Annotated in this window: 14 protein-coding genes; 4 read left to right on the top strand and 10 right to left on the bottom strand. The window is 70.0% G+C overall.

The features are described from left to right. Nucleotides 1-12 precede the first annotated feature (12 nt). The 4 genes from PV646_RS38920 to PV646_RS38905 all read right to left on the bottom strand — a co-directional run bounded on the left by PV646_RS38920 (nt 13) and on the right by PV646_RS38905 (nt 3373). Nucleotides 13-1719: a vWA domain-containing protein gene (locus PV646_RS38920; RefSeq protein WP_500347485.1), complete on the bottom strand. Its 1707-nt coding sequence runs from the start codon at nt 1717-1719 to the stop codon at nt 13-15. Nucleotides 1720-1782: 63 nt separating this feature from the next. Then, on the bottom strand, nt 1783-2598 hold the full coding sequence (locus PV646_RS38915) for a 3-methyladenine DNA glycosylase (RefSeq protein ID WP_500347483.1): 816 nt from the start codon (nt 2596-2598) through the stop codon (nt 1783-1785). 90 nt (nt 2599-2688) lie between these two features. Next, nucleotides 2689-2934, bottom strand: a complete 246-nt coding sequence (locus tag PV646_RS38910) for a hypothetical protein (protein WP_084401880.1) — start codon at nt 2932-2934, stop codon at nt 2689-2691. A gap of 10 nt (nt 2935-2944) precedes the next feature. After that, nucleotides 2945-3373 carry a winged helix-turn-helix transcriptional regulator gene (locus PV646_RS38905; protein WP_500347481.1) on the bottom strand — a complete coding sequence of 143 codons (429 nt, stop codon included), beginning with the start codon at nt 3371-3373 and terminating at the stop codon, nt 2945-2947. A gap of 79 nt (nt 3374-3452) precedes the next feature. On the opposite strand from PV646_RS38905, the gene PV646_RS38900 reads away from it, so the two are divergent. Then, nucleotides 3453-4109: an SDR family oxidoreductase gene (locus PV646_RS38900; RefSeq protein WP_500347480.1), complete on the top strand. Its 657-nt coding sequence runs from the start codon at nt 3453-3455 to the stop codon at nt 4107-4109. A gap of 3 nt (nt 4110-4112) precedes the next feature. On the opposite strand, the gene PV646_RS38895 is transcribed toward PV646_RS38900, so the two are convergent. Together PV646_RS38895 and PV646_RS38890 are read right to left on the bottom strand one after the other, a co-directional pair. Further along, on the bottom strand, nt 4113-4619 hold the full coding sequence (locus tag PV646_RS38895; protein ID WP_500347478.1) for a GNAT family N-acetyltransferase: 507 nt from the start codon (nt 4617-4619) through the stop codon (nt 4113-4115). A gap of 50 nt (nt 4620-4669) precedes the next feature. Next, nucleotides 4670-5362, bottom strand: a complete 693-nt coding sequence (locus PV646_RS38890; RefSeq protein ID WP_500347476.1) for a DUF2848 domain-containing protein — start codon at nt 5360-5362, stop codon at nt 4670-4672. 46 nt (nt 5363-5408) lie between these two features. On the opposite strand from PV646_RS38890, the gene PV646_RS38885 reads away from it, so the two are divergent. Further along, nucleotides 5409-6767, top strand: a complete 1359-nt coding sequence (locus tag PV646_RS38885) for an MFS transporter (RefSeq protein WP_500347474.1) — start codon at nt 5409-5411, stop codon at nt 6765-6767. On the opposite strand, the gene PV646_RS38880 is transcribed toward PV646_RS38885, so the two are convergent. Further along, nucleotides 6728-7363 carry a GntR family transcriptional regulator gene (locus PV646_RS38880; RefSeq protein WP_500347472.1) on the bottom strand — a complete coding sequence of 212 codons (636 nt, stop codon included), beginning with the start codon at nt 7361-7363 and terminating at the stop codon, nt 6728-6730. The two genes, PV646_RS38885 and PV646_RS38880, sit on opposite strands and share 40 nt — an antisense overlap. A 25-nt stretch (nt 7364-7388) precedes the next feature. Between PV646_RS38880 and PV646_RS38875 the strand changes: the two genes are divergently transcribed. Continuing rightward, complete coding sequence (locus PV646_RS38875; protein ID WP_500347470.1) at nt 7389-8165, top strand: carbon-nitrogen hydrolase family protein; 777 nt, start codon at nt 7389-7391, stop codon at nt 8163-8165. After that, a complete protein-coding gene (locus tag PV646_RS38870) occupies nt 8165-8491 on the top strand; it encodes a cupin domain-containing protein (protein WP_500347469.1) in 327 nt (108 codons plus the stop codon). The genes PV646_RS38875 and PV646_RS38870 overlap by 1 nt, the downstream gene beginning before the upstream one ends. Nucleotides 8492-8495: 4 nt before the next feature. Here PV646_RS38870 and PV646_RS38865 read toward each other — a convergent pair whose 3' ends face one another. From PV646_RS38865 to PV646_RS38855, 3 genes are all read right to left on the bottom strand, one after another. After that, the gene (locus PV646_RS38865; protein ID WP_500347467.1) at nt 8496-9521 is read right to left on the bottom strand and encodes a hemolysin family protein; all 1026 of its coding nucleotides are present in this window, start codon (nt 9519-9521) and stop codon (nt 8496-8498) included. Continuing rightward, entirely contained in the window at nt 9518-10828 is a 1311-nt protein-coding gene (locus PV646_RS38860; RefSeq protein WP_500347465.1) for a hemolysin family protein, read from the bottom strand. The genes PV646_RS38865 and PV646_RS38860 overlap by 4 nt, the downstream gene beginning before the upstream one ends. Before the next feature lie 114 nt (nt 10829-10942). Further along, complete coding sequence (locus PV646_RS38855) at nt 10943-11959, bottom strand: LacI family DNA-binding transcriptional regulator (protein WP_500347463.1); 1017 nt, start codon at nt 11957-11959, stop codon at nt 10943-10945. Nucleotides 11960-12010 lie beyond the last annotated feature (51 nt).

The following is a 12010-nucleotide window of genomic DNA, read 5'->3' as shown; positions in this document are numbered from 1 at the left end:
GACCGTGCCCGGTCAGGCCTTCGTCGAGAGCACCTGACCGAGCGCGGCCTCCACACCGTCCACGTTCTCCACGACCGACACCGATCCGCCGGTCGTCTGCGCGATGTCCGTCAGCGCCGCGTTGTCCACCTCGCCGCCGATCGCGATGAAGCTGACCGGCAGGTCCTTCCCGTGCAGCTGCGACTTCAGCGCGTTCAGGTCGATGCCGCCGTCGGACGTGCCGTCGGTGATCACGACGACCCGGTTGACCCGCCCGGCCACGAACCCGTCGTGCGCCGTCTCGTAGCAGACCGCCAGCGCGGTGTAGAGCTGCGAGCCGTCCGAGGTCTTCAACGAGTCGATCGACCTGCGCAGCGCGTCGCGCTTCTCGCTGACGGGGGCGGTCGCGACCAGTTGCTTGTGCGGCTTCGACCCGTCGAGGTCGCGGGCGAACTCCCACAGCCCGAACGAGCCGGAGACCGACCGGTCGACCTGGCCGCGCAGAGCCGCCTTCACCTTGTCCAGCCGGGGTTTCATCGACGTGGAGACGTCCGTCAGCACCGTGACGACCTGCCCGCCGCGGTCCGCCGACGTCCAGGCCGAGGAGATCTGCTGCGTGGTCGTCGCGTCGGCGGCGACCAGGTTCTCCGTGACGGGGGACCAGGACACGCCCGGCGAGGGCGACGGACGGTCCTGAGTGGACTCCACCCGCAGGCCGCCCTTCGCGAGGATCGCCTGCTGCGCGGGCTCGGTCATGAAGTCGCGGAACGCCTGTGCCGCACGCACTTCGGCCTCGCCGACCTCGCTGCCGCCGAGCGCCACGTATGGGAAGTCCGCCACCGGCGCCGGTCCGGCGGGCAGCACGCCCACCAGCGGCTTCGACGGGGCGTCCTTGCCGGTGTTGTGCTTGAACAGGTCCACTTCGGACACCGGCGTGACGGAGAAGCCCGCCGCGTTGACCGTCGCGCTGTCGCCCAGGCGCGCCAACGCGTCGCGCGTCGTCGCCGGCACCTCGGGCGGCACGGTGGCCGCGAGCTTGGACAGAGCGGCCTTGGCGGCGTCCGACCCGAGCGACTCGGCGGTGACCGGGCCCTTGCCGCCGGCCAGCGCCGACTGGATCGCGAGCGCGGACGCCGTGTTCGCGGAGGGATCGGGCATCGCGACGCTGAAGCGGCCCCAGGGCTGGCCGAACTTGTTCCAGTCCGTCACCTCGGGCATGTCCGACCAGCGGAAGTCCTTGAGCACCGGCGCGGCGGCCTCGGGAGCCGCGAGCAGCACCGGTGACGTGCCGACGGACTTCGGCGCCGAGCCGACCAGCTTCGCGTTCAGCGCGGAGAGCCGGTTCGCCCAGAGCGTCGAGTCGGGCAGCCACGCGTGCGGGCGCCTGCCGAGCTTCTGCTCGTCCCAGGTCGTCGTCAGGCCTTCCAGCACCGCTGCGGAGTCCGCGGAAGTCACTTCGATCGCGATGCAGTGGTCGTACACCACGGGCCGTGTCGCGCTGTACTCCTTCGCGACGTCCCTGACGGCGCCGGCGACGCTGGGCGTCACGGACACGCGCAGCACGGAGTCGCCCTCACTGCAGTTCTGGGCCAACGCCTGGGAGCGCTTGTCGAGGATGTCGCCGGCCCACGACAGGGCGAGCCAGCTCAGGCCAAGGAGCACCACGAGCACGACGATGAGCACGGGCCACTTGGCGATTCCGCGCTTCACCTTCGCCCGCAGAGTGCGGTGTCGAGACATCGATCCCTCACAACTACTCAGCGGCCCCCGACGACCGCCGATCACGCTAACAGGTGAACTCGGTCAGCAGAGTGAAGTCACTTTAAGTATCGACTGGCATACGAAGATGAGCCGTTCTCGCAACGGTCGTGCCCGTTCGGCGAACTCCGCCTGCCGTCGCACGTACTCGGCGCGCCCCTCCGGCGACTCGATCCGCACCGGTCCGTACCCGAGGTCGGCCAGGTCGTACGGGGAGGCCTGCATGTCGAGTTCGCGCACGTCAGCGGCCAGTTCGAAGCAGTCGGCCACCAGCTCCGAGGGTGTCGCCGGCTCCAGTTTGTAGGCCCACTTGAACAGGTCCATGTTCGCGTGGAGGCAGCCCGGCTGTTCGTTCAGCAACTGTTCGTCGCGGGTGGGCTGCAGAGCGTTACGCGGCCGAGCGGGTGGTGTGAAGAACCGGAAGGCGTCGAAGTGCCCGCACTGGATCCGGCTCGCCTCGACCACCTCGTCGGTGCCGTCGCTGCCCAGCCGCAGCGGCCACGCGTTGTGCCGGACCTCCTCGGGCTGCTGCCGGTAGACCATGGCCCACTCGTGCAGCCCGAAGCAGCCGAGGCGGGCCGGTCGGCTCAGCGTCGCCGTGACCAGCCCCTGCACGAACTCCAGCGTCTTCGCCCGCTGTCCGACGAAACTCTCGACGTCGAGCGTGACGCCCTCGGTCGTGAGCTTGTAGTGCGGGAACTCCAGGTACTCCGCCGCGTCCTCGAGGACGACGCCAGGACCCGGATGCCACCGTTCGAGCCGCACGGGCCGATGGCTGTAATACGTGAAGAGGAAGTCCATGACCGGGTGCTTCTCTTTACGAAGCTTCCGCTCCTGGTGCGGCCCCGTGAACCGGCGCATGCGCTCAAGGTGCGAGTCGCGCGACTGGTGCCATTCGGCTCGGGTCAGGACCTCCACGGGCGACTACCGTACGCGACGCCGAGAACAGGGCTAAAGCGGTGGCACGAGCCCGGTGAACGTCCGCGCGCCGTTGCAGTGCGGGCACTCGCGCCCGTTGTCGACGGTCCGCGGCGCACCGCCGATGATCGCCAGCGTCGGCGCGGCGATGTAGCTCGCGCCCCCGCACAGGTGGCAGACCGTGCGCGGTTCCGGCGTGACGGCGAAGAGGTCGTCCGGGTCTTCCTCGTCCTCGAAGTCGTCGTCCTCGGCGAACTCGTCCTCGTCGTCCTCACTCATGCCGCCCAACTTAGTGGGTCAGTTCCGCCGCACGAGTCAGCGACTCCAGTGTGGCTTCCTCTCCGCAGGCCGCACACACGACGCGTGGCTCCAGCACGGCGCCGCACGAGTGCTCGTAGACGAGCGGGAGGGGCCCTTCGGTCGCGTAGGCGTCGCCCCACTCCTTCAGTGCCAGCAGCACGTTGTGCAGCGCGCGCCCGGAGTCCGTGAGCAGGTACTCGTGCCGCGGCGGGTGTTCGGAGTACTGGTGCTTCTCCAGCACGCCGGCGGCGACCAGCTTCTTCAGTCGCACGGTCAGGACGTCGCGGGACGCGCCCGTGTTCGCGGCGATCTGGTCGAAGCGGGTGTTGCCGAAGAAGACCTCGCGCAGCGCCAGCAGTGACCAGCGCTCGCCCACGACCTCCAGCGCGTTCGCCACGGAGCAGATTCGGGGTGCCATGTGACCATCCTATCAGTGGATTGGCAAATCAAACTTACCTCGCTAACGTGAGTTGGGAAAGCCAACTCAGGAGGTAGTGATGGACTTCAACGGTGCAGCGGTGCTGGTGACCGGAGCCAACCGCGGACTCGGCAGGGCGTTCGCGCAGGAGTTCGTGAAGCGCGGGGCGAAGGTCTACGGTGGCGCGCGCAATCCGGCGTCCGTCGTGGACGAGGGCGTCACCCCGGTCCAGCTCGACGTGACCGACGACGCGTCCGTCGCCGCCGCGGCGAAGGAGCTCGGAGACGTCACGATCGTCGTCAACAACGCCGGCGTGACCGGCTCCGGCGAGGGCGTGGACAGCATCAAGGCGGAGTTCGAGGTCAACTTCTACGGGGTCGTGCGCACGACGGACGCGTTCGCGCCCGTGCTGAAGGCCAACGGCGGCGGCACCCTCGTCAACGTGCTGAGCATCCTGTCGTGGCTCGGCTACCCGGCCGCGCGCGGTTACGCGGCGTCCAAGGCGGCGGCGTGGTCGTTCACCAAGTCCACCCGGGATGCGTTGCGGGAGCAGGGAACCCGGGTGGTCGGCGTGCACGTCGGCTACATCGACACCGACATGGCGGCGCACATCGACGGGCCCAAGGTCCAGCCGGAGGACGTCGTCTCGCAGGTCCTGCGGGCGATCGAGAACGGTGCCGACGAGGTGCTCGCGGACGAGGGCACCCGTGCGGTCAAGGCGTCGCTGGCGTCTTGAGTCCTAACGCCGGAGCTCCCACACCACGTCCACCCCGACGCGGTTGCCGATCGCGGGTTCGCGCGGCGGTGTGCGGCGATCGATCTCGGTGAACCCGAGCCGCCGCGGCACACCGCTGCTCGCGACGTTGGCCTCGTCGTGCCAGATCTGGACCCTGCGCACGCCCTCCAGCGCGAACGCGAACTCGACCAGTTCCGCCGTCGCCGCCGTGACGTGGCCCCGTCCGGTGTGGGCGGGGTGCAGCCAGTAGCCGATCTCCACGAGGTCGTCGCCCCGGCCGTTCCGGTTCGCCGTCACCAGGCCGACGATCGCGTCGTCGACGGTGATGGCGTGGGGGAACAACGTCCCGCGCTCCCAGCCGGCCTCGGCGTCGGCGAGGAACTCCGCGAGCATCGACGCGTCGTAGCCGCCGGCCGCCCACGGCATCCACAGGCTCAGGTGCGGGAGCGACTCCGTGACGGTCCGGAACAGCTCCTCCGCGTCGGCCTCGGTCACCCGTCGAATCTTCATCTCCACCTTGTACCGCAGGCCGGTGGCGGCAGAGGACTGAATTACCGCGCTCAGCCGATGGGGTCGGGCAGGCGTGTGACCTCGTAGTCGCAGTCGAGGACGTCCCCGGTGGCCGGGTCGCGCAGCTCGACGCGCCACCGCGACGCGAACTGGTCCACGCCGTGGTGCATCGGGATCGTGCCGGACAGCAGCACCGTGCCGGGCCGCAGCAGGTCGAGGTCGCGCAGCCGCTCCACCCAGTACTGCGGGGTCAGCAACTCGGCCAGCGTGCCCCGCTGGATCTCCGCGCCGTCCGCCCACGCCGTCAGCTCGATCGAGTCGATCCGCTCCGCCACCTCGGACAACCGCCACGCCCTGCGGCCCAGCACGTCCGGCCCGGCGTTCTTGCTCCACGCGACGCCGTGCACTTCCAGCGCGCGGTCCGTGTGGTCGCATGCGACGGTCAGCAGGACGTCGTCGTCGGTGACCACCAACGCCCACTCGGCCTCGCCCGAGGTCCTGCCGTGCTGCGCGGGCACCGTCGAGGTCTGCTGCGCGAGGTACGGCGAGACGGGGTAGAGGCCCGGCGTCACGGACGGCGCCGGCACGCCCAGTTCGGCGAGTTCACGTACGTGAGCGGCCACGTCGTCCTGGCTGCGACCTGCGTAGCCGCCGTTGAGCAGGGTCGTCACGGCGACCTCGGCGACGGTCCCGTCGGGCAGGTCGAACTGCAGCGTGGCGAGCTGTGTACGAACGGTAGACATGCGGTACTCCTTGCGCATACGAGTTGTATACAGGCAGTATTACCGCATGTCGCCAGTCTCTTCAACGCAAGCCGCACCACAGGACGTACCCCGCAGCGCCCTGGTACGTGCCTTCGTGGCCTCGCTCTCCGGTACCGCCCTGGAGTGGTACGACTTCGCGATCTACAACGTCGCCGCGGCCGTCGTGCTCGGCCCGTTGTTCTTCCCGAGCTCCGAACCGCTCACCGCGACGCTGCTCGCGTTCTCGACGTACGCGGTCGGCTACCTGTCCCGGCCGCTCGGCGGATTCCTGTTCGGCCGCCTCGGCGACAAGATCGGCCGCAAACGCGTGCTCGTCACGACGTTGCTGATCACCGGTATCGCGACGCTGCTCATCGGCCTGCTGCCGACGCACGCCGCGATCGGCCCCGCAGCCGGTGTGCTGCTCGTCGTGCTGCGGTTCGCGCAGGGCGTCGGCCTCGGTGGCGAGTGGGGCGGCGCGGTGCTGCTGTCCAGCGAGTACGGCAACCCGGAGCAACGCGGCTTCTGGGCGAGCGCCGCCCAGATCGGCCCGCCCGCCGGCAACCTGATGGCCAACGGCGTGCTCGCGCTCCTCGGCGTCGCGCTGTCGGACGCCGCGTTCATGTCGTGGGGCTGGCGCGTGGCGTTCCTGCTGTCCGCGGTGCTCGTGATCTTCGGCCTGTGGATCCGCGTGAAGCTGGAGGAGACCCCGGTCTTCAAGGCGATCGAGGCCCGCGGCGACCGCCCGACCGCGCCGATCAGCGAGGTGTTCCGCACGCAGACCCGGCCGTTGATCGCCGCCGTGCTGTGCCGCGTCGGCCCGGACGTGCTCTACGCGCTGCACACCGTGTTCGTGCTGACCTACCTCACGACCCAGCTCGGGCTGCCGCGCAACGTCGGCCTCGTCGCCGTGCTGATCGCCTCGGGCTTCCAGCTGTTCCTGATGCCGCTGGCCGGCTGGCTGTCGGACAAGGTCAACCGGCGCGGCCTGTACGCGGCGGCCGCCGTGCTCGGCGCGGTGTGGCCGTTCGTGCTCTTCCCGCTGATCGACACGAGGTCGTGGTCGCTGATCGTGCTCGGCGTCGTGGTGGGCCTGGCCTTCCACGCGTTCATGTACGGGCCGCAGGCCGCGTTCATCGCCGAGCAGTTCACCGAACGCCTGCGCTACACCGGAAGCTCGCTCGCCTACACGCTCGCCGGCGTCATCGGCGGCGCCATCGCCCCGTTGCTCTTCACGGCACTGCTGGCCGGATTCGGCACGTGGGTGATCGTCGGTCTCTACGTCACCGTGGCGTGCGTGGTGACGCTCGTCGGCCTCTGGCTCGGTCACGACCCGCAGCCGGAGGAGGAGATTCAGCCCCCAGATCAGCCGTTGAGCAGCACCTTCAGCGTGGTGTCCAAGTGAGCGGTGATCGCCGCGGTGGCCGCGCCGACGTCTCCGGACTCGAGCGCGGCCACGATCTCGTTGTGCTCGTCGATGACGGCCTGCTGCCGGCCGTGCGCCCGGTACAACGCGACGACACCCGCGCGCACCTGCCGTGCGCGCAACCCCTCGTAGGTCTTCGTCAGCAGGTCGTTGCCCGTCGCCGCCACCAGCAGCGCGTGGAACTGCCTGTCGACGTCGATGAACTGCCGCGCGTCCTCGACCAGGAACCGCTGCTGCTCGATGAGTTCCTGCATCTGCCGCAACGGGACCGTGCCCTCGCCCATGGTGCGCTCGGCCGCGTACCGCTCGACGACACCGCGCAACTCCATCAACTCGCTGATCTGCCGCGAGGACAACGGCGCGACGTACGCGCCCTTCTTCGGCACGAGCTGCACGAGGTCTTCGGCCGCGAGCAGCAGCAGGGCCTCACGGATCGGCGTGCGGGAGACGCCGATCTGGTTGGCGACGTCCTGCTCGCTGATGAACCGCCCCTGCATCTCGGGGTCGGCGAGAATGGTGTCCTTCAGGAACTCGTAGGCCTTTTCCCTGCCGGACAACGAGTCTGCGGATTGCATACAACATGTATACCAGAGGAGGATCATGCGCTTCGCGCTTTGCCAGATCAGCTCCACCGCTGATCCGCAGGAGAACCTTGCCACCGTGCGCGCCGAAGTAGCCAGTGCTGCCGCGAACGGCGCACGGGTCGTGCACCTCCCGGAAGCCACTCAGTGCCGTTTCGGCGTGCCACTGAAGCCGATCGCCGAACCCCTCGACGGCCCGTGGGCGAAGGCCGTCCGCGAGATCGCCGACGAGCACGGCGTCGTCGTGGTCGCCGGCATGTTCACCCCGGGCGAGGGCGACCGGGTCACCAACACGACGCTCGTCACCGGCGCCGGCCTGCACCTCGGCTACGCCAAGATCCACCTGTTCGACGCGTTCGGCTTCCGCGAGTCCGACACCGTCACCCCCGGCGACAAGCCGGTGACGTTCGAGGTCGACGGCACCACGATCGGCCTCGCCACCTGCTACGACGTGAGGTTCCCCGAACTCTTCCGCACCCTCGCCGACACCGCGCCGGTCATCCTGCTCGGCGCCTCCTGGGGAGCGGGCCCCGGCAAGGCCGACCAGTGGGACCTCCTGGTCCGCGCCCGCGCGCTGGACGCCACCTCGTGGGTCCTCGCCTGCGGCCAGGCCGACCCGGACGCCGACCACGGCTCCGCCCCCACGGGAATCGGCCGCAGCGCCGTGATCGACCCGCTGGGTTCCGTGCGTGAACGGCTCGAAGGCGCCCCCGGCACCATCCTGTCCGATGTGGACCTGACGCTCGTGGAAGAGGCGCGCGCGAAGCTGCCCGTGCTCGCCAACCGGAGGCTGTGATGCGCGAGGAACACGAGTTCTTCCCGACCGGAGAACTCGACTGGCACCCGGCCGATCCGGGCGTCACCGAACGGGTCCTGAGCCGCGACCCGGACACCACGACCCTCACGAGGATCGCGCGCTGGGAACCGGGCCTCGAGACCACGGGCGTGATCCGCCACGAGTACCACGAGGAGGTCTACCTCCTGGAGGGCGACCTCACCGACCTGACGCTGGGCAGAACGTTCCGGGGCGGCGACTTCGCGAGCCGCCGCCCCGGAATGCCCCACGGTCCTTATCGGACGGAAGAGGGCTGCGTGATGCTGGAGATCCGCACCGCGCCCTAGAGCCCTAGACCCAGCGCACGTGGGTGCCGTCGCGCACGGTGCCCACGTACTCCTCCAGCAGGTCCTCCAGCGCCACCACACCCAGCACCACACCGTCGGCCGACACTGCCCGCGCGAGGTGCGACTGCGCCCGGCGCAACGCGGCCAGCGCCTCGTCCAGCCGGGCGCTCGCGCGCACCTCCGGCAGTCCGCGCACCCGGTCACGAGGCACCAGCGTCGCCGCGCCCTCCAGGTCCAGCACGTCCTTGACGTGCAGGTACCCGACCAGTCCGGCGTCGGCGAGCACCGGGAACCGCGAGAACCCGGTCGCCGCGACGGCGGCCTCGATCTCGCCCACGGTCGGCGTCGCGGACACCGTTGTCAGCCGGTCGAGCGGCACCAGGACGTTGGACACCGTGCGTGCGGCGGACGACAGCGTCTGCGCGAGCCGCCGGTGTTCGGAGACCTCCAGGAGCCCTTCCGACCGGGACTGCCCGATCAGCAACGCGAGCTCGTCGCTCGTGTAGGCCGACTCCAGCTCGTCGACCGGCTCCACGCCGAACCGGCGCAGCACCCACCGGCCCACGGCGGTGAACAGGGCCAACGCCGGCGCGATCATCCGCGAGAACCCGTAGTGCACCGGGACCAGCCACACCGCGGCCCGTTCGGGACCGGCGATCGCCAGGTTCTTCGGCACCATCTCACCGAGGATCGTGTGCAGCGCGACGACGATGACCAACGCCACCGCGAACGCCACACCGTGCACCACGGCCAACGGCAGCCCAACGGCGCTGAGGGGCCCCTCCAGCACAGACGCCAGCGCGGGCTCGGCGATCGCACCGAGCCCCAGGGAGCACAGCGTGATGCCCAGCTGCGCGCCCGCGATCAGCAACGGCAGCTCCTGCGACGCCTTGATCGCGGTGCGGGCGCGGGCGGAACCCTTGTCCGCCAGTGCCTCCAGCCGGTCCCGGCGCGCGGTGATCACCGCGAACTCGGCGCCGACGAAGAACGCGTTGCCCGCCAGCAGCAGAGCGATGACGAGGAAGTTCACGAGGACGACACCACCCGGAGCTCGGCCACGCGGTGCTTGTCCATCCTCATGACGGTCACCCTCCACCCGTCGACGCGGATCTCGTCGCCGACGTCCGGGATCCGCCCGAGCCGCGCCAGCACCAGGCCGGCCAGCGTCTCGTAGTCACCCTCGGGCATCTGGAACCCGGTCGCGTCGGCCACCTCGTCGTCGCGCAGCAGCCCGGACACGATCCAGCTGTCCGACCCCAGCGACCGCACGGGCGCCGCCTCACCGCGGTCGTGCTCGTCGCGGACGTCGCCGACGATCTCCTCGACCACGTCCTCCAGCGTCACCATCCCGGCCGTGCCGCCGTACTCGTCGACGACGAGCGCGGTCTGCAGCCCGGACGCGCGCAGCCGGTCCAGCAGCGCGTCCCCCTCCAGCGTCTCCGGCACCGAGTACACGGGCCGCGTCAACGCCGACAGGGGAGTGGACACGCGCAGAGCGGAAGGCACGCCGAACGCCTGCTTCACGTGCACGATCCCGCTCACCTCGTCCAACGAGCCGTTGTGCACGGGGAACCGCGAGAACCCGGTCTCCCGCGCCTTCAGCACGAGGTCCGCCACCGTCGCGTCGGCCCGGAGAGCCTCCACGCGCACACGCGGCGTCATCAGCTCTCCCGCCGTCCGATCACCGAAGCGCAGCGAGCGGCCCAGCAGCACCGCGGTGCCCCGGTCCAGCGTGCCGTGCTCGGCCGACGTGCGGACCAGCGCGCCCAGTTCCTCCGGCGATCGCGCGGACGCCAGCTCCTCGACCGGCTCGACGCCGAAGCGCCGGACCAGCCAGTTCGCCGAGTTGTTCATCCAGTGGATCAACCAGCGGAAAACCGTGGAGAACCCCGCCTGGATGCCGACCACGCCGCGCGCGGTCTCCAGGGGCTTCGCGATCGCCAGGTTCTTGGGCACCAGCTCGCCGAACACCATCGACAACGCCGTGGCGATCGCCAGCGCCAGGGCCAGCGACAACCAGTCGGCCACCGGGTCGGACACGCCGACGGCGGTCAGCCCGGGCTCGATCAGGTTCGCGATCGCGGGCTCCGCGATGTAACCGGTGATCAGCGTGGTCAGCGTGATGGCGAGCTGGGCGCCGGAGAGCTGGAACGAGAGAGTGCGATGCGCACGGTCGATGGTCTTCGCCTTCGCGTCACCGACCTCGGCGACGTGACGTTCGACGGTGCTCCGTTCCAGCGCGGTCAGCGAGAACTCCGCCGCCACCGCGATGAAGGTGCCCGCGGTCAGCGCCACGACGGCGAGCAGACCGAGCACGCTCAGAAGTATTCCGGTCACCTACGCGCTCCCGAACAGCGCGAACGGTCGACCGGACTGGTATGCCAATCAGGGCCAGACCCCATGGGGACGGCTCAACTCCTCGTGACTAAGTACGTGAATAGCCAGACGAGTCTAATTGTGGGCAGTCGAGGCCCGGAGCACCACCTCACCCGCCACCCGGACGGTGCGGGCCTCGTCACCACCGCCGTCCAGCACGAGACCTGCGGCGATCTCGCCCATCTCCTCCAGCGGAAGCCGCACGGTGGACAAAGCGGGCACCGTGTCGCGCAGCGTCGGGATGTCGTCGAACCCGGCGATCGACATGTCCTCCGGGATCCGCACGCCACGTTCGCGCAGCGCCGCCATCGCGCCCATCGCCATGACGTCGGTGACGGCGAACACGCAGGTGGTGCGCGACTTCGACGCCAGCAGCTCCATCGCGGCCTCGTACCCGCCGTCCCGGGTGAACGCGCCGTTGACCACCACCGGCGGTGCGATGCCGGCGTCCGTCAGGCCCGCCTTGAACCCCGCCAGCCGGTCGCGAGCCACCACCAGTTCGGAAGGACCACCCAATACGGCGAACTTCTTGTGCCCGAGTTCCGTGAGCGCACGGGCGAGAGCGCGCCCACCCGCCCTGTTGCCGGGCACGACCGTGTCGGTGCCGAGCTTCGCCTGCGACACGCACGCCACCCGGCCGCCCTGCTCGGTGAACGCGTCGATCTCCGTCGCCAGCCTGGACTGCGCCGCACGGTCCGTGGTGCGGGAACCCGCCAGCACCACCGCACGCGCCCGATGCGCACGTAGAGTAGAAAGCAGCTCCGCCTCACGCTCAGGACGACGCCCGGTCGTCCCCAGGACGACGGAGAGCCCGGCGGCCTCGGCCACCCGCGTGACCCCCGCCGCGATGCAGGAGAAGTACGGGTCGGTGATGTCGTGGACCACCAGCCCGACCAGCGAGCTCGAGTTGCGGGCCAGCGCCTGCGCCGAGGCGTTCGGCACGTAACCGAGCTCCTCCGCGGTGCGCAGCACGCGCTCGCTCAGCTCTTCGCTCACCTGCCGCGTGCTGCCGTTGAGCACGCGAGAAGCGGTCGCCAACGACACACCCGCCTGCTTCGCCACCTCGGCGAGCGTCACCTGTCGGGCGGACACGACCACCTCCGTCAACACACATGTGAGCGCTGAGACTAACTCGCGAGGAGC

It is taken from the genome of Streptomyces sp. ID05-26A (assembly GCF_033794685.1).
Classification (GTDB): domain Bacteria; phylum Actinomycetota; class Actinomycetes; order Mycobacteriales; family Pseudonocardiaceae; genus Lentzea.
Note: the sequence above shows the minus strand (reverse complement) of the source record. Positions and strands in the feature narration are given on the sequence as shown.

What these genes read in the sequence shown, in the direction of transcription:
- PV646_RS38895 (WP_500347478.1), bottom strand. Translation starts at nt 4,619, where the DNA reads ATGAAGATTCGACGGGTGACCGAGGCCGACGCGGAGGAGCTGTTCCGG.
- PV646_RS38885 (WP_500347474.1), top strand. Translation starts at nt 5,409, where the DNA reads ATGTCGCCAGTCTCTTCAACGCAAGCCGCACCACAGGACGTACCCCGC.
- PV646_RS38905 (WP_500347481.1), bottom strand. Translation starts at nt 3,373, where the DNA reads ATGGCACCCCGAATCTGCTCCGTGGCGAACGCGCTGGAGGTCGTGGGC.
- PV646_RS38900 (WP_500347480.1), top strand. Translation starts at nt 3,453, where the DNA reads ATGGACTTCAACGGTGCAGCGGTGCTGGTGACCGGAGCCAACCGCGGA.
- PV646_RS38870 (WP_500347469.1), top strand. Translation starts at nt 8,165, where the DNA reads ATGCGCGAGGAACACGAGTTCTTCCCGACCGGAGAACTCGACTGGCAC.
- PV646_RS38915 (WP_500347483.1), bottom strand. Translation starts at nt 2,598, where the DNA reads ATGCGCCGGTTCACGGGGCCGCACCAGGAGCGGAAGCTTCGTAAAGAG.
- PV646_RS38880 (WP_500347472.1), bottom strand. Translation starts at nt 7,363, where the DNA reads ATGCAATCCGCAGACTCGTTGTCCGGCAGGGAAAAGGCCTACGAGTTC.
- PV646_RS38910 (WP_084401880.1), bottom strand. Translation starts at nt 2,934, where the DNA reads ATGAGTGAGGACGACGAGGACGAGTTCGCCGAGGACGACGACTTCGAG.
- PV646_RS38890 (WP_500347476.1), bottom strand. Translation starts at nt 5,362, where the DNA reads ATGTCTACCGTTCGTACACAGCTCGCCACGCTGCAGTTCGACCTGCCC.
- PV646_RS38875 (WP_500347470.1), top strand. Translation starts at nt 7,389, where the DNA reads ATGCGCTTCGCGCTTTGCCAGATCAGCTCCACCGCTGATCCGCAGGAG.
- PV646_RS38920 (WP_500347485.1), bottom strand. Translation starts at nt 1,719, where the DNA reads ATGTCTCGACACCGCACTCTGCGGGCGAAGGTGAAGCGCGGAATCGCC.